We start from the raw sequence: 17,937 nt of genomic DNA on the forward strand, positions 1-17,937 counted from the left end.
TTACATTGAAATTGTGCGTAATGGTAAAATCATATCCAGAAGAGCAAGACTCAGACCTGCCAATAGAAAATAGAAGTATTTGTTGGCAGAGGCTTCGACCATTCTGGTTCCCGTGACGGTTCCTTCAATTCTTTCAATTGCTGAAATGAGATAAGGAATGTCCATGGCTATGTCACTAAGCTCAAAATACTGCCCATCTGTGCGGGTCGAAACCGTTTTTAGGGTGTTAGTTTCGAGTTTAGTCATGGCTGGCCGCCCAGTGCGCCGGTCCATGATCACCCCGCTGCCTTGGGGGATGGTGCTGCCTTCAGCGGTTCCCACTCCAAGACTGAATACACGGACCCCTGCCTCGTTGAGGTTTTTGATGGCATTATCCAGATTTTCCCCGAAATCTTCCCCATCACTGATCAAAATGATGGATTTTGAGGTGTTGTCCGGATTTTCATCCTGATTGAATTTGCTTAGAGCCAGCTCAAGAGGAGCAGCTATATCTGTTCCATAATTTGGAACCAATCCTGTGTTAAGGCCATCGATATGAAGCTGAATGATATTTTGGTCAAATGTCAACGGACATTGGATAAAAGCTTCGGAAGAGAAAATGATGATGCCAATCCTGTCGGAGTCAAAGTTTTTGACAAGTCTCTTCAATTCCAATTTGATTCTTTCCAGACGGCTAGGCGCAATATCTTGCGCATCCATTGACCGTGATAAATCCACGGCAATAAATATATCCTTACCCTCTTCCTTTATTTCCTTCAAAGCCCCGCCTATGGACGGACCGGTAAAAGCAACAAGAAAAAGGATAAAGTAGGCTGCACGGATCAACAGTTTAAAGAAAAGCGACCCTTTTTGCACTTTAAGTTTAGTGTTGATGCGGTAGAAGCGGTATAAATATATGACGTATAGCAGGGTGAAAAAAACCACCAATATACTTATCGTATCAAAATCAGGATATGCCCAAATCATGGCTTGAAATTAGGTATTTTTATCAAAACGAAATAGAAGCGGATTAATTATTCGTTAAGGCAGTGTTATAATTTATGTTAATTTTTGCTCCTTTGGGGTGAAACTAATTGTTTTGGGAGTTGTTATCGGTTTAGCATTGTCTTTGGATAGAAAGCATTGAAGATTTATATAGAATTTAGGAAAAGGAAATTACCCCAGTTTTTAGGGCTATTCATTTTGATTTTTACATTTTGTGGCCACCCCTCATTTGCCCAGCAGCGCGATGAAGTGGAAGGTGTGGTGTATGACACGGACTCCGGGGAACCACTCCCTGGGGCGAATATCTATTGGGCTGGCCGTCCTCAAAGCGGTGTGGTGTCCGATGAAAATGGCCGCTTCCGCCTGCAAAAAATCACCTTGCCTGCCGAGTTGGTGGTCAGTTTTATAGGATTTCAAGAGATCAGGCGGCAGATTCAAGAAAATGACAAACCAACCAAAATCTACCTCAGACCAGAAGAGTTTTCCCTCAGCGAAGTGGTAGTGAGTGAGAGGCGACCGGATGAAAATGTCAAGAGTGTGGATATGGGAAAATCAGTGGTGCCCATTGCCACGATCAAAAATATACCGGCCCTCTTCGGAGAAGTGGATATTCTGCGCTCGCTACAAATGCTTCCTGGGATCCAGACGGCCGGAGAGGGGACGACAGGTTTGTTTGTGAGGGGCGGATCGGCAGACCAAAACTTGGTGCAACTGGATGGTGCCCCGATTTACAACCCATCGCATTTCTTTGGGTTTTTCTCAGTTTTCAATCCTGATGCCATAGATAATGTCTCTTTATACAAAGGGAACATCCCAGCACAATTTGGAGGTAGGTTATCTTCATTGGTTGATGTGTCGCTGAAAGAAGGTAATACTAACAGGATCCGGGGTGAGGGTGGAATTGGGACTATTAGCTCGAGGTTGACTATAGATGGGCCGATCAATGATAAGGTGACTTTTGTGGCGTCCGGAAGAAGGACCTATGCGGATATTTTTCTTGGACTTTCAAGCGATCCAAACATTCGGAACAATTCCCTTTATTTTTATGACTTGAGTGGAAAGGTGACTTACAGACCTAGTGACAAGGATAAAATTACCGTGAGTAGTTATTATGGTAATGATTTCCTGGGGCTTTCCGAGCAGTTTGGCTTTGGCTGGACAAATTGGGTGAATAGCGCTGTTTGGAATAGGACATTGAGTGATAAGCTTTACCTGGATGTAAATGCCTATCACAGCTCATATAATTACGCGGTCTACTTTCAGGATGAAGAAAGCGGCTTTGCTTGGGATAACCTGTTTTCCGAAAGTGGATTGAGAGGGGAGCTGGTTTATATGCCGAAAGAAAACCTGAAATTTCATACCGGAGTGCATACCCAGTATTACCACTTTTCACCTTTGAATTTTGCGCCAGATGAAAATAGCAATCTGGAGGGGATTACAACTAATGCCAGAAATGCTTTGCAATATAACTTGTTCCTATCTTCTCAATGGGAAATAAATCCAAGGTTTAGCGCGGAAGTTGGACTGAGAAAAAGCTTTTACCAGCAAATAGGAAGTGGGGTGGCCTATGAATATGAAAATGGTGACCCACGCACAGGTGTGCTTACTGATACGTTGAACTACGGGTCTTTCCAAACCATGCAGACCTATTCCGGTTGGGAGCCCCGTGCGGCTTTGCGATACCTGGTAAACGAATCCAGTTCCTTAAAAGCATCTTATAACCGTAATTATCAATACTTGCAGGTGGCTTCCAATAGCTCAGCTGGACTTCCCATCGACCGATGGGTGCCCGCTGATCGGTATATGAGCCCGATTAGTTCGGATCAGTATTCTGTTGGGTATTTCAAAAACTTGGTGAATAACAGGTGGGAGTTTAGTGTAGAAGCTTATTACAAGGATTTTCAAAATATCATTGACCTGAAGCAAGGGGCCAATGTTTTGTTTACCGATAATGTAGAAACCGAAATTTTGGCAGGTAGGGGCTGGGCATATGGAGCGGAGTTTTTGATCAGGAAAAATGTGGGTTCCACCACCGGGTGGGTTGGATACACGTATTCCAGAACATATCGTCAAATTGAGGGTATTAGTTTGGGCCAGCCGTTCAATCCCAGGTTTGACCGTCCGCATGATTTGAATGTGGTGGTCAACCAGCAATTTAACCCGAAATGGTCCGCGTCATTAACATTCGTGTACACGACAGGGCAGGCGGTAACATTTCCCATTGGCATTTACGAGGTGGATAACCAGCGCCTGCCGCTTTATTCGGATTTGAGAAATGAAGATAGATTTCCCGACTACCACCGTATGGATGTGTCTATTAATTACAAAGCGCCTGACAAGGGTAGAAAATGGCGTGGTAGCTGGAACTTCAGCGTGTACAACGTGTATGGAAGGAAGAACCCCTTCTCGTATCAGTTTGCGGAGATTCTCAATGAGACCATTAATTTCCGCCCTACCAGCGACAACCCTGTCACCACCAGACGGCCAGGTGTGGTAAAAACTTACCTTTTTACCTACCTTCCTTCTTTAACCTATAATTTCGAGTTTTGAATAAGCTAGCATTATATATTGTAGTTATTACAGCCCTTTTGTTAACAGCATGTCAGGAGGAGGTATTTATAGAGTTAGACAGCCAGCCGGATATCCCGGTAATTGAGGCCATATGGACGGATGCGCCTGGCCTCAATCAAGTGACCATTTCTTACTCTAAAGATTATTATAACTTGGATGAAAACCAAGTTGAGCGTGATGCAGAGGTTTTTATCAGGGATGAGGAGACCGAGCAGATTTTTCCCTTCCGATTTGTGCCACAGATAGGAGCTTACTTGCCCATCAACAATCAGACAGCCAGAATTGGCCCTGAGTACTCCCTTCATGTGTTGATGAATGGTAGGCATTTTTACTCCAAAGGCAGGGTTTTGCCACCACCAACCTTGGACAGTATTGCCGTAAACTACAGGGAGGAGAGGTTATTTCGCGAGGAAGGATATTATTTGACATTATATGGGGATATTCCCTTTGAAACAGAGAATAATTACCGTATCCGGATTGTGAGAAATGATACGCTACTTAATCGAAGGAATGATTATTTGCTTTTTGACGACACATTTGGCACCCAAATATTAAACAGAGGTTTTGAATTAAATGGCTATGCATTTAAAGAAAACGATCGGGTCAGATTGGAGCTGTTTAGGCTTAATCGGGATGCTTATGATTATCTGAATGAATTGGTGGGGTTGTTGTTCAATGATGGGGGATTATTTAGCCCCCCGCCTCAAAATCCGACCTCCAATATTCGAGAACTGAATGAAAATGGTGAGGTGTTGGGATATTTTAAATGTAGTTCTGTATTAAGTTCGATTATCACTATTGGAGGTGCTGAAAATTAGCGATATATACATAAATGACTGTCTAACCAGCTTCAAATAAAATTTCGTTAGGGTAGGTTTGACCTCCTCAATTGATATTTTTTTGTATTTTTAGGGAACGGAAATTTTAATTTCGGCTCCTAACAAGAAACTTGGTTGCTTTGTTGTTAAAATAAAATTACTAGCAATCAGAGGGTTAGGTGGAACTGAAAAACCTTATTGTGGTGTCTGTGGAGCGCAAAGAGAAATTTATAGATATTGAAAAAATCCTTGGGGATAAGAATCCAACCCTTAAAAAGTGGTTGCCTTCCCCGATTTTAAAGTATATTAAAAGAATTGTTCATGAAAAGGACATAAACGTCATCATGAACAAGCATGGCCATCTTCAAGGTCTGGATTTTGTAGATGCTTTGATTAAAGAATTTGGAGTAGAAGTTGAGCTTCGGGGTGCCGAAAACATTTCATTGGAGAAGGGGGTAATCTTTGCCGCAAACCATCCTTTGGGAGGTCTTGATGGGATTGCCTTCATGCATGTTTTGGGCAAGTATAGGAAGGATATAAAGTTTTTGGTCAATGACATTTTGACCAATATTAAGAATTTTGAATCCCTTTTTGTGCCGGTCAACAAACACGGAAGTCATGGAAGGGGTGGAGTGGCAGCCATCGAAGCGGCTTATTCCGGCGATGATGCCTTGCTGGTTTTTCCTGCCGGCTTGGTTTCCAGGAAGCAGGCTGAAGGCATCAAGGATTTGGAATGGAAGAAGAGCTTTATTTCTAAAGCAAAAAAATATAAAAAGACTATTATTCCGGTTTACATCGACGGGCGAAATTCGGGTTTTTTCTATAATCTCGCCCGGTTCAGAAAGATGGCCGGCATAAAGGCAAATGTGGAAATGTTTTACCTGGCTGATGAAATGTTTCAGCAAAGAGGTAAAAAAGTGGTTATCCATATCGGGAAGCCAGTTTCTTATCAACATTTTGACAATACCAAAAATGAAAAACAATGGGCCAGTGAAATGAGGGATCGTGTGTATAGTATGGCCCAAGAAAAATAGAATTATGCAAGAAATTATAGCACCTATAGATAAAGCAGTTTTAAAGGACGAGTTGAATCATGATAGATTTCTCAGATATACCAATAACGGTAGCAACGAAATTTATCTGGTGAACTACCACAATGCTCCAAACGTGGTCAAGGAAATCGGTAGGCTGAGAGAAATCACTTTCCGTCAAGCCGGGGGAGGTACTGGATTACCTTATGATATCGATGAAAATGATACAAACGAAAGATGCTATGATCAACTGATTGCTTACAACCCCGAAGAGCAAGAAATTATTGCTGGGTACAGACTGATCAACTGTGGTGAGAATGGCGTGAGCCAAAATGGCAAGCTCAATCTTTCGACTGCTCATCTGTTTAAATTTTCGGAAAAGTTTATCAAGGATTTTTTGCCATACACCATTGAGTTGGGAAGATCATTTGTTCAGCCCAAATACCAGCCTAGCAAGGACAAGAGAAAAGGCCTGTTTTCTCTTGACAACCTGTGGGATGGCCTTGGCGCTATTGTGATGCTCAATCCAGAGGTGAAGTACCTTTTTGGTAAGGTGACTATGTACCCGCATTATAATAAAGAAGCAAGAGACTTGTTGCTCTATTTCATGAACCACTATTTCCCAGATCCGGAAGAATTGGTGAGGCCTCTTAAACCCTTGGGCTACCATGCGGATCCGTCCAGGTTTGAAGAGCTTTTTAAAGGACTTGATTATAAAGAGGGGTACAAGGTTTTGAATAGTAAAGTAAGAGCATATGGTGAAAACATACCACCGTTGATAAACACTTATATGAACCTGTCTTCGTCCATGAAAACCTTCGGGACGTGTATGAATAACGAGTTTGGAGCAGTAGAGGAGACCGGTATTTTGATCACCATAGATGATATCTACGAGACTAAGAAAAGTAGGCATATGGATACCTTTGAGCGAGATAGGGTGAAATAATATTATTTTAAAAGCCGATAATTTAAAATTATTGGCTTTTTTGTTTTTTACATTTATATTTAGGTCATCATATAGAGAGATTTCCCCTCAGGTGTATTTTTTTGGGCAATAATCTCTTCATAGGATTCAGTAGGAATTCGATTTTTAAATTTTCCCAGTATGAGATTCTCAGACTCACTATTTTATTTTTATCCCATACAGGCTAATTCTTGGAAAATTATAAATGTCCCAACTTCCTATAGTCCCAGTGGTTGTCAAATGAAATTTTAAAAGATTTTATTTAAATGCTTGTCATGTTAAATGCAAAAATGTATATTCGAAAAGCATTTTGCATTGTTTGTAGTTTTTTAGGTTTATAGATTATTTTTATGAGAACTGATTTTTGTCGAGTAGCGTCCTTCCTGTTGATTTTAGCGGTATTTACTGGCTGCATCTCCAACAAAAAGATCATCTATTTACAAAACCTTCCTGGCAAGCCAGAAATAGAGGAGGAAACCCTTGTGACATATGATCTGCCTATCTATCGAATCCAAAAGGATGATATCCTCGACGTACAGGTCCGGTCCACGAATGTGGAGGTGAATGAAATCTTTAACCTTGCCTCCGGCATGGCCGGAGCAGGAGGACAGATGGGTGTGGGAGGTTTTATGGGGGGTGGTGGAGGTGATGTCTATTATATGACAGGGTATACCGTGGACAAAACAGGGATGATCGAACTACCATTTGTAGGGAAGCTGTCTGTAGAAGGACTAAATACCGATGAGATAAAGGAACTGGTGGAGAAAAACTTGATGCAATACTTTCAGGATGAAATTTTTGTCAGGGTAAAACTCGGAGGTATTAGATATGCTGCCTTTGGCGAATTTAGAATGGCAGGCAATTTTGTAGTTCTTCAAAATAGGCTTACCATATTTGAGGCCATCGCCAATGCGGGTGACTTGAACATCATGGCCAAAAGGGATGAGATTTTAGTTTTGAGGCAATACCCCGAAGGAACTAAGCTCCATAGGGTCAATTTGAAAGACCGAAATATAATTAGTTCGCCATTCTATTTTATCCAGCCAAATGACCAATTATATGCCGAACCCATCAAAGCCAGGGAAATTGGTGGGGGAGAAACTGGCGTCCAAACTTTTCAACTTTTCATGACTTTGCTGTCGGCAGGGTTATTTATCTATGCAATTTTTCTAAATGACTAAGGTATGAGAAACAATTTTCAAAATAACTCGTCGGGCAACCCTTTTGAATCCTCAGGAGATGGGTATGATTTCCAGGCCTTGCTCAAGAAATTCATGGCCAAATGGTATCTGTTTTTAATATTCCCTGCCCTTGGCTTCGGTATTACTTATATAGTAAACGACATTCTTTTTAGCCAATACAGGGTAGAATCATCCGTATTGATCGGTGATTTTGGCAAGGAAAATATGAATTCTGTATTGTTTGAAAATTTTGGTCCTCAAACGGGGACCAACCTTGAAAATGAGATAGGGATTTTATCGTCCTTTGGCCTTCATGCACGTACTTTACAGGGGCTTGATTTTAATGTTTCTATCTCAGAAAAAAACCTACTAGGTGATGAGCTGGATTTATATAGGGCGGGACCTGTAAATGTTAATCTTGACCTAAATAAACCTTATGTAGCCAATGCTACACTTATTTTGTCAGTAACAGATGAAGGCGTTTTTTTAGAAACCGAAGGAGAGAGTTACACCATATATAACCCCGTTTCAAAAACCTACTCTTATAATGATGGAAAATTAAAGACCAAGTTGAAAGATGGTGTTCCAAGCTCGACTCCATTTGGCTCTCTTACTTTTTCTATTATCGACCAGCAGTTTAGAGGAGAGTTGATTGTAAGGTTCAGACCTACCCATGATTTGGTTTTAGATTACCTTCACGCGGTAAGCTTTGCAGAGCCACTAAACGAAAGTACGATCATAAAATTATCGATGGTTAGCTCTTCGCCTGAAAAAGCAAAGGTTTATTTATCTGCTCTGATGAATCAGTATATTCAGGAGGAGCTAGATCAAGCTAACCAAACAGCTGAAAATATTGTCAATTTCATTGACTCCCAATTGACGGGTATCACAGACAGCCTCAATCATATAGAAAACAGATTGGAAAATTACAGGACGAATAATCAAATATTTGACTTAAGTAGTGAAGGTGCCTCTATTTATGGCAGGCTAGCCGACCTAGAGCAGGAGAAGGCTATTTTAGATATGAATTTAAGGTATTACAATACTTTGAATGAATATGTCCAAGAGGAGAAATTTGAAGAGTTGATGGTCCCTTCTTTGGCAGGTGTTACAGAGCCTGTGTTAAATCAGCTTGTGAGTAAAGTGTTGGAGCAACAGGGCAAACTTTCGACATTGAGGCTGGCATTAACAAAAGATAATTCAAGGCTGAAAAATGAGGAGGAAAAGCTAAGAATTGTTATCCGCTCACTTAAGGAAAATTTAAAAAATCTTTTGATCAATACTAAAGCTCAAAGTGGTGACTTGGAGCGCAGAATAGCAAAAGTAAATGCTGAAGTGAGTAGTTTGCCGGCTACCGAAAGACGCTTGCTCTCCATTCAAAGGAAGTTTACTATCAACGAAGGGATATACAATTATTTGTTGCAGAGAAGAGCGGAATCAGCAATTTCCAAAGCTGCTACTAAGAGCCAAAACAACATATTGGATGAGCCTAGAATAATGGAAACAGTTTTCCCAAAACGGCAGCACAATCTTGCTATTGGGATTATAGCGGGACTTATGATTCCAGGGTTGTTCATATTTTTGAAGGATTTTTTCAGGACCAAAGTAGAATCTATTTCTGATGTGAAAAAATACTTTAGTTTTCCGGTAATTGGGAATGTTCCAAAGAGCAAAGTAAATGGAGAGTTGGCTGTATACAATTTTCCCAAATCCCATGTGACGGAATCTTACCGTTCTATCAGGGCCAATTTTAAATATTTATTTCCTGAAAGGGACATGAAAACAATCTATGTCACCTCAGCCCAGCCCAAAGATGGCAAAACTTTTACGGCTGTAAATTTAGCTTCTATTTTTGCCCTAAGCGGAAAAAAGACAGTAATAGTTGGTGTTGACTTGAGAAAGCCGCGGTTGCATGAGTCTTTTAATATGTCCAATAAAGTGGGATTAACATCCTACCTAATTGGGCAAAATAGTTATGAAGAAGTAGTTACGGCTACAGAGTATGAGAATTTATATGTGGTGTTAGCGGGACCTATTCCACCTAATCCAGCTGAATTAATCTTGACTCAGAAATTTAGAACTTTTGTAGCTGCTCTTCATGAGCAATTTGATACCATAATTTTTGATACTCCACCGATGGGGGTGGTCGCGGAAACCTTGGACATCATGTCTCTGTGTGATGCCGGATTGTTTGTGGTTCGACAAAACCAGACATCCTTGGAAGCTATGGAAGCCTGTAAGGATACTTTAGACAAGACCAATTCCCCCGCACTATATATTGTTTACAATGATTGCGATGACGTACGATCCGGATATGCTTCAGGCTATTACGGGGATGAAAGTGAAAGTAAATCCAAAAAGCTGATAAAGGACCCAGCATAAGAGAATTTTTTAGTACGCGTTATATTTTAATTAATTTTATAAGTAGCTGTTGCTAAGCTTTTTAATGGGGCTGACCGGGCGAAGCCGTGTTTTTAAGTGATAGTTACAAATGCACTATACTAAGTTTTTACGAGTAAGATTTATCTGATGAGTAGTTTAAAAAAATTGTTTTATAAGTACTTTTCTTCATTTGCTTATTTTTACCAACATCTTCGTTACAGAATATTTATAGCCCTGGCATTAAGCTTATCTGTAGGGTTGATGGACGGGTTGGGTATTGCAATGTTCTTGCCACTTTTGGAGTCGACTGATGGACAAGCTTCAGCTGAAGGCTTGGGAAATCTTGGGTTTCTTTTGGATTGGATGGATGGCATAGGTTTGGGCACGGGGGTAGGAGCTGTATTAATAGTTTTGGTTTTTTTCTTTTCGATGAAAGGCCTGTTTTACTTTTGTTCTGAATATTATTCTGTGATTATCCGCCGGTATTACATTACCAAAATGCGATTTGAAAATATAGATAGTTTAGCAGATTTTAATTACAAATCATTCGTTTTGGCAGACTCGGGAAGAATTCAGAATACATTTTCCGGTGAAGTGGGGCAGGTTCTCCAATCCTATATTTATTACTTTCATACCATCCAGGCCGTGATTATGGTTTCGGTCTATGCTACTTTAGCATTTTTCGCCAATCCGCATTTTGCTTTATTGGTAGTATTGGGTGGTGTTGCCACTAACTTTTTGTACGGCAAAATTTACAAAAAAACAAAAGAGCTCTCAGCCAAAATTACAGAGGATGCACATGAGTTTCAGGGTTTACTCGTACAAAAAGTAGCTTTTTTCAAATATTTAAAAGCAACAGGTTTGGTGTATGCTTTTGGGAAAAAGCTAAAGGAAACCATAGTCAAGATCGAAGACAGTTCCATGAAGATTGGTAAGTATGGAGCTATCTTAAGTGGGGCCAGGGAGCCATTGGTGGTGAGCATTGTGGCCATTGTTATTCTAATACAACTCAATTGGTTTGGTACCAACATGGGGGTGATTTTATTAAGTTTATTGTTTTTTTATAGGGCATTGGCTTATCTGATGGGGCTCCAAAATACTTATAATGCATTCATTGGGACTACCGGTTCGCTTAACAATATGACTGCGTTTATGAAAGAGCTTAGAGAGGGTAAAGAAAGTTTTGGAGACATATCCAGTCATTCCTTAGAAAATAGTATTGTGCTCAAAGACTTGAACTTTCATTATGGTATCACGCCAATTCTTACGGATATTAATTTGACTATACGTAAGAATGAAACTGTTGCTTTTGTAGGAGAGAGCGGAAGCGGAAAAACAACTTTGGTCAATATCATTGCCGGATTAATGGCACCTGATAGTGGGAATATATTGGTGGATGGCATTGACAGAGCTCAAATTGATATCAGAAGTTTTGCACTCAACGTAGGATACATCACTCAGGAGCCTGTGATTTTTGACGATACAATTTTTAATAACATAACATTTTGGGCTGAGGATAATCGTGAAAATAAACAGAAGTTTTGGAAAGCATTGGAGAAAGCCTCAATTGCGGGCTTTGTGCGAAGCCTACCTGAGAAAGAGTATTCCCATTTAGGAAGTAATGGTATAATGGTGAGTGGAGGGCAGAAGCAACGGTTATCAATTGCAAGGGAACTTTACAAAGATATTGAAATCCTTATTATGGATGAGGCCACCTCAGCATTGGACTCCGAGACAGAAAAGGCAATTCAACAGAACATTGAGGCTCTAAAAGGAAAGTATACAATTTTGATTGTAGCCCATAGATTAAGTACTGTGAAGAATGCAGATAGAGTGGTATTGCTTCAAAAAGGAAAAATAATGGGAACAGGGGAGTTTTATGAACTGGTGAATGATTCAGTTACTTTTAAAAACATGGTAGCTTTGCAAGAAATATAACCGTGGATAAATGAAAACCAAGAGGACTATTTTTATTCTGATTAACACACTTAGGGGAGGAGGCGCTGAGAAAGTGCTAATTGATATTTTGAGGCGAATAAATTTTGATAGGTATGAAATTACCTTAGGTTTAGTGTTCCCAAGCGGAGTACATATCAATAAAATACCCTCCCAGGTTAAGTTGATTTATTTGATGCCTGAGAATCCATTTTTTTCCAGATTATTGAATAAAATAATGTTTGAATGGCCCAATAAAATTGGTGTCGATTTTCTAACCAAGATTTTTATCAATATAAGGTTTAATGAAACCTATGATCTCGAAGTGGCATTTATGGAGGGACTATCCACCAAGTATTTGAGATATAAAAATAATCGTAATAAAAGAATAGCTTGGGTACATACTGACTTAAAGAACAATCATTATACCTCCTCGCTATTTGAGAGTGTCTCGGAAGAATCCCGCTTTTACAACTCCTATGATCAGATCATATTCGTCAGTAAAGAATCTATGCTGGAATTTAATGAAATGTTTGGAGTTCCAAAAAACAAGCAACTTGTTCAATCTAACCTGATCCCCCGGTCAGAAATTTTATATAAAAGTGAGGAGTTTCAGGTTTCTAAATCAAAGTTTACCATTGTATCCGTAGGGAGACTTGAAATTCAGAAAGCGTTTTATAGATTAATAGAAGTAGCTAAGTTTTTGAAAAATGAAGGATATGAATTTGAAATTTGGCTTATTGGTGAAGGTGAATTAGAAGCAGATTTAAAAGCTCAAGTTCAAAATTTGGATCTTACTTCTGAGGTTCAATTTTTAGGGTATAAACACAACCCTTACCCCTATATTAAGGCAGCAGATTTATACCTCAACACTTCAATTACAGAAGGCTATCCATTGTCTGTATGTGAGGCTATATGTTTGGGTAAAGTTGTAGTATGTACTTCGAGCCCTGGTTCTAGAGAAATATTGGGTGATAATGAGTTTGGTATCATTACTTACCATGAATCCTACGCAATATTCAGTTCGATCAAACAACTAATTGATACTCCCGAATTATTTGAGGAATATGAGGAGAAATCTTTAGAAAGAGCCAAAATCTTTGATGAAAAGAAAACCATGCGTGAAATTGAAAACATTCTAGGTTGATGATACTTTCAATTGTTTTGCCCACATATAATGTAGAAAACTATTTGGGAAGTTGCCTCAATAGTATTCTTAACCAAGGAATCAATCCTAGTTTGTATGAAGTGTTGGTCATAAATGATGGGTCCACCGATAATTCTGGGAAAATAGCGGAGAGATTTTCTAAAATTCATAATAATGTCAAGGTTATAAATCAACCAAATAAAGGGTTAAGTGGTGCTCGAAACACAGGTTTGAGAAATGCTATAGGAAAATACGTATGGTTTATAGATAGTGATGATATAATCGTGGAAGGAAGTCTAAAATTGGTTTTCCAAAACTTGAATGAAACTAACGTTGATGCTTTGGTTATTAATTTCGCTAGATGCACTCCTGAAGGAAAACTGATTTCTTCTTCCCCTTTAAACAAGACTTTTGATGAATATAAGACTTATACCGGCGTTGATTATTTTTCAAACAGGCCTGGTGATTTTTTATGTTCTTGGAGATATATTACCAAAAGGGAAATTTTATTGACTAATGACCTTTTCTGGCTTGAGGGAGTGATTCATGAAGATAACGAGCATACACCGAAGCTGCTTTATTATATACACAGTTTAAAAATTCTTCATTCGACTGTGTATGTTTACCAGGTTAGACCAGGGTCAATCATGAGCAGCTTTAGTCCCAAAAAAACAAAAAGCTGGATAGACATATTTAGATCCCTAAAAGTCTTCAGAGATAGTTTGCCAAAAAACGATTCCTACAGAAAGTGTCTGAATGAATATTTCCTTCAGCAGTATAGTAATTACCTTCATGATAGGTGTTTATTACCTAATATCAAGGCGGAAATAAAAATGTTAAATAGGGTCTCATTTCTTGAGTACTGGCAGGGGATGGGTGTAAGAAGTTTTGGGAAATTACTTTGGATTAAAAATTTCCCAATCATGTTTAGTAAATGCTCCTATTTTTATCATAAGCTGACCTGATGAAAATTTGCCTTGTTACCTATAGCGTTTTTACCCATGGCGGAATGCAGAGGATTACTGCTACAATGGCCAAGGAACTATGCAAAAGACATGATATTCATATTTTAGTGACCTCGGGAAAATCCGATGGGAACATTTATAATATTCCTGAAGAAATCCCCGTCACCATCCATGAGTTAAGTCTACCTAGGAAGGTGATCAGAAATTTTTTTAATTATATCGCCAAAAAAGGATTTTTCAACCGAAGACGTGTAAAGAGTTATAAAAAATTAATGTTTCTCAAAAAGCAGAGGGATTTTCTAATAGACTTTATTTATAGAAACAAGTTTGACCTTGTAATTGGATTTGATAATGGTAGTGATTTTTGGATGGCATCGGTTAAAGACCAAGTAGAAGTTCCCATGATTGGGGTGATCCAAGCGTCTTATGAGCACTTTTTCGGTAGTCCTTCAAGAGGAAATTATAATCACGAATGGATATTCCAACACCTTCTTGGCAAATTAGATAGGCTAATTGTGCTTTCTGATGATGATAGGAGAAGTTTTGCAGAGAAGTTAGGCCTTGATACGGTTAAGGTTTATAATGCACATGACATGGCCTATGATCAGATCACCGGGTTGACAAATAAGAAATTTATTGCGCTAGGAAGATGTGCGCACCATAAGGGATTTGACATATTGGTTGAGGGGTTTAAAATTTTCGCTGAAAAAAATTCGGAATGGTCCTTAGAAATTATAGGAGATGGACCTATGAAGGCAGAGTTGCAGGAAAAAGTTGCTGAGTACAAATTGTCGCAACGCGTTAGTTTTCACCCTTACACTAACAATGTTCAGGCGCATTTGGCGGCTGCTTCTGTCTTTGTTTTTAGTTCTAGAAGTGAAGGGTTTGGAATTGTGCAGGTAGAAGCCATGAGTTGCGGGTTGCCAATTGTTGCCTCTACTATTCCTGTGACAGCCGAAATTCTTTCTGACCGTGGTTTAGCTATATTTTATGAAACCGAAAGCCCCCAATCTCTAGCTGCAGCCATGAATGAAATAATTCAGTTAGATTTGGCGCAAATGAGTCAGAGAGCCTTGTCCTATTCCAAAAATTTTACGGCCGAAGAGATTGGTAAGCAATATGAATCCATTTTTTATGAAGTAGTGAAATGCGTTCCGGAATACAATATATAATTAACCTATTCATGCCCTTGATTCCCGAAACGAGGCTATTTGGGCTAAAGAATAAGCTTTATAAAATTGCAGGGGCGACAATTGGTAGGGGCGTGAGGATCTGCTCATCGGTGCAAATCAGAGGAATTGGCGAACTGAGTATTGGGGACCACACATGGGTGGGCCATAATAGTCATATTATAAGCGCCTGTAATATAGTAATAGGGAAAAATGTGGACATTGCCCCAAACGTATTTTTCACTACGGGTTCTCATCAAATTAATATGTCGGGCGAGAGAATTGCGGGGAAAGGCATTCAAGAAGCTATTAACATAGGGGATGGTAGCTGGATTGCAGCAGGGGCTATCATTTTGCCGGGGACTTCTATTGGTAACAAATGTATAGTAGCTGCTGGTGCGGTAGTGAAGGGTTCATTTCCTGACAATTCATTGATAGGCGGAGTCCCCGCCAAACTTATAAAACAGTTAATCTAGATTTTTAGGTTGTGAATAAACTCATCAAGTATTCTGCATTTTTTGTTGGAGCAATAGGCATCAATCAAGTTTTAATCATTAGTCCGGAGGTAAATCAAAGTATTTATTACGGGATCTGTGGACTATTTTTTATCATGTTGCTTTTTTCTGGGGGGATAGATAAGCTGAATATTTTCCTTAGCGGGTTTCTGTTTTTTGCGGTAGTAAGCATCATGATGAATACTATCCCTTCACAATTTCAACCTTGGTTTAGGCTGGTTTCCTTCATAATTATGGTTGGCTTGTTGGGCCCATTTATTTCTTCTCCAAAATTCTTTGCCTTTAGATATTTTACCTTTAGTAAAGTGAATTTATTTATTCTGATCCTTGGGTCGAGCAGCTTTTTAACTAAAATTGTTCCAATGGGTGTTGCGGAAGGACGAGGAGGTTGGAGCGGTTTATTTGTTCACACGATGATACTTGGACCTATGGCAGCCATTTCAATGGTTTTGGCATTGTACCTTTATTATAATGAGAAAATCAGCTGTCGACCACGAAAAAACTGGCTACTTTTGTATCAAGTCTGTATGGCTTCTTCATTTTTTAGTCTATTGCTTGCTAGTTCGAGAACGGCTATTTTGGCTTGTATAGGGGCACTTATATTCTTTTTTTATAAGATTTATCAAGATAGGCTGTCTAGGTTTTTTACCAAAATAATATTGATCTCAGGTTTATTGATATTCTCGAGCCCATTATGGCTTTCTTATGCCGAGGGAATTCAGGATAAGATGCATCAGAGTGAGAAAAAAGGTGATTTAGTATCCACCCGAAGGGCAATATGGGATGCCCGTTTTTTGGAGTTCTACGAATCCCCAATCTTTGGGGTTGGATTTGCCCATTTGAAGTACAATGCTAAAAAGAAAAAAGATGATGATGGGAAAATAGAACCCGGCAGCTCATTTTTAGCGACTTTATCTATGACAGGTATTTTAGGGTTTCTGATGCTGGTGGGTATTTTAGTATCCTATATAATTTTTGTAATTAGGAATAAGACTGATGTCTTAAATATTGGTGTTCTGGGAAGCCTCTTGGTATTCTTCTCAATTCATATGTTGGCAGAAGGCTACTTGCTTTCTTCTGGTGGAGTTATGTTTTTTTACCTCTGGCTCTTATTGGGAAATATTGAACTTTTTAAGCAAACTGGCAAAGTGCAGATTTTATAGCATATGAAAACCTTGATTTTTTGGCAGTACGCATTAAGCATTCATCAGTCCGCATTTACCAAGAACATTGCAAAAACACATAAGGTGATGTTATTGGTAAATAAGGACTTTAGTGAAAACAGGAAGGATTTGGGTTGGATTGCACCTGATTTTGGAAATGTGGAAGTCCGAGTTGCTCCATCTAAATCTGAAGTTGAGCAGGTCTTCAGATCCCATCCAGAGGCCATACATGTTTTTGGCGGTATAGACGCTTTTCCATTTGTATTTGAGGCATTTAAGTTGGCCGTGGGGCTAAAGAGTAGGATACTTGTTTACCTAGAAACCGTTAATCTCGAGGGTTTTAAAGGTCAGCTGAGGTTCATTAAATATACCTTGTTGTTTCGGAAGTATGAAAAACACATTCGTGGCATTTTGGCCACTGGATTAACAGCTAAAAGGTCTTTTATCAAATTGGGTTTTCCTGAAGCAAAAATTTATGATTGGGGATATTTTACTGAAGAACCTGATAATGTCTTGGATTTTGGTCAAGAGAATAAAAATAAGCCTAGCTACCTCTACGTGGGCGCTCTAATCAAAAGGAAGAATATAGTACCCATTATAAAAACCGTTTGTAAATTTTCTGAAAAAGTTGAAAGATTCACAGTTTTAGGTGGTGGACCTTTGGAAAACGAGGTTAAGGCTCTGCTGGAACCTGTTGGCAACTTCCATTTTTCCGGAAGCGTTTCCAATACTGAAGTTTTTGGCCTTATGAAAACCCATGACTATTTAATCCTGCCTAGTTATTTCGATGGCTGGGGGGCGGTGGTCAATGAAGCACTGATGTCGGGCATGAAAGTGCTGGTGAGCAACCGGTGTGGGGCCAGTGTGTTAGTGGCCAAAAATGAGGCTGGGTTGGTATTTGATCCATTTTTTCCAGAATCGTTTGAGTCGGTTTTTCGAAAGTCATTGCAGGATGGTCCATTAGAAAATGAATCAAGGGTGGCCATTCAAAATTGGGCCGTTTCCACAATTTCAGGTCCGGTGGTCTCTATGTATTTTGAAAAAATTATTGAACATATTTTTGAAGGTTCCGAGGACCTGACAGAGGCCCCTTGGCTTTAATATTCACTTTT

The 17,937-nt window shown here is 39.4% G+C and carries 14 protein-coding genes; 13 read left to right on the top strand and 1 reads right to left on the bottom strand.

Annotation, left to right across the window (positions count from 1 at the left end; all coding sequences use genetic code 11):
* A complete protein-coding gene (locus tag KI659_RS04015) occupies positions 1-966 on the bottom strand; it encodes a vWA domain-containing protein (RefSeq protein ID WP_213944040.1) in 966 nt (321 codons plus the stop codon).
* 216 nt (positions 967-1,182) lie between these two features.
* On the opposite strand from KI659_RS04015, the gene KI659_RS04020 reads away from it, so the two are divergent.
* The 13 genes from KI659_RS04020 to KI659_RS04080 all read left to right on the top strand — a co-directional run bounded on the left by KI659_RS04020 (position 1,183) and on the right by KI659_RS04080 (position 17,926).
* Positions 1,183-3,534, top strand: a complete 2,352-nt coding sequence (locus KI659_RS04020; protein ID WP_246535276.1) for a TonB-dependent receptor — start codon at positions 1,183-1,185, stop codon at positions 3,532-3,534.
* Positions 3,531-4,373 carry a DUF4249 family protein gene (locus tag KI659_RS04025; protein ID WP_213944041.1) on the top strand — a complete coding sequence of 281 codons (843 nt, stop codon included), beginning with the start codon at positions 3,531-3,533 and terminating at the stop codon, positions 4,371-4,373. Before KI659_RS04020 ends, KI659_RS04025 begins: the two co-directional genes overlap by 4 nt.
* A gap of 179 nt (positions 4,374-4,552) precedes the next feature.
* Complete coding sequence (locus tag KI659_RS04030; protein WP_317195916.1) at positions 4,553-5,407, top strand: 1-acyl-sn-glycerol-3-phosphate acyltransferase; 855 nt, start codon at positions 4,553-4,555, stop codon at positions 5,405-5,407.
* Between the two features lie 4 nt (positions 5,408-5,411).
* Positions 5,412-6,350, top strand: a complete 939-nt coding sequence (locus tag KI659_RS04035) for a GNAT family N-acetyltransferase (RefSeq protein ID WP_213944042.1) — start codon at positions 5,412-5,414, stop codon at positions 6,348-6,350.
* A 368-nt stretch (positions 6,351-6,718) separates the two neighbouring features.
* Positions 6,719-7,549 (top strand): polysaccharide biosynthesis/export family protein, encoded by an 831-nt coding sequence (locus KI659_RS04040; protein ID WP_213944043.1) that lies wholly within the window; start codon positions 6,719-6,721, stop codon positions 7,547-7,549.
* A gap of 3 nt (positions 7,550-7,552) precedes the next feature.
* Entirely contained in the window at positions 7,553-9,931 is a 2,379-nt protein-coding gene (locus KI659_RS04045; protein WP_213944044.1) for a GumC family protein, read from the top strand.
* A 147-nt stretch (positions 9,932-10,078) separates the two neighbouring features.
* The gene (locus KI659_RS04050; protein ID WP_213944045.1) at positions 10,079-11,869 is read left to right on the top strand and encodes an ABC transporter ATP-binding protein; all 1,791 of its coding nucleotides are present in this window, start codon (positions 10,079-10,081) and stop codon (positions 11,867-11,869) included.
* Between the two features lie 10 nt (positions 11,870-11,879).
* On the top strand, positions 11,880-13,013 hold the full coding sequence (locus KI659_RS04055) for a glycosyltransferase (protein WP_213944046.1): 1,134 nt from the start codon (positions 11,880-11,882) through the stop codon (positions 13,011-13,013).
* Positions 13,013-13,978, top strand: a complete 966-nt coding sequence (locus KI659_RS04060) for a glycosyltransferase family 2 protein (RefSeq protein WP_213944047.1) — start codon at positions 13,013-13,015, stop codon at positions 13,976-13,978. The genes KI659_RS04055 and KI659_RS04060 overlap by 1 nt, the downstream gene beginning before the upstream one ends.
* A gap of 44 nt (positions 13,979-14,022) precedes the next feature.
* On the top strand, positions 14,023-15,150 hold the full coding sequence (locus tag KI659_RS04065; RefSeq protein ID WP_262898489.1) for a glycosyltransferase: 1,128 nt from the start codon (positions 14,023-14,025) through the stop codon (positions 15,148-15,150).
* A gap of 11 nt (positions 15,151-15,161) precedes the next feature.
* On the top strand, positions 15,162-15,623 hold the full coding sequence (locus KI659_RS04070) for an acyltransferase (protein WP_213944049.1): 462 nt from the start codon (positions 15,162-15,164) through the stop codon (positions 15,621-15,623).
* Between the two features lie 11 nt (positions 15,624-15,634).
* Positions 15,635-16,825 carry an O-antigen ligase family protein gene (locus tag KI659_RS18710; RefSeq protein ID WP_213944050.1) on the top strand — a complete coding sequence of 397 codons (1,191 nt, stop codon included), beginning with the start codon at positions 15,635-15,637 and terminating at the stop codon, positions 16,823-16,825.
* 3 nt (positions 16,826-16,828) lie between these two features.
* Complete coding sequence (locus KI659_RS04080) at positions 16,829-17,926, top strand: glycosyltransferase family 4 protein (RefSeq protein ID WP_213944051.1); 1,098 nt, start codon at positions 16,829-16,831, stop codon at positions 17,924-17,926.
* Positions 17,927-17,937 lie beyond the last annotated feature (11 nt).

It is taken from the genome of Litoribacter ruber, assembly GCF_018449405.1.
In the GTDB taxonomy this organism is placed as follows: Bacteria; Bacteroidota; Bacteroidia; order Cytophagales; family Cyclobacteriaceae; genus Litoribacter; species Litoribacter ruber.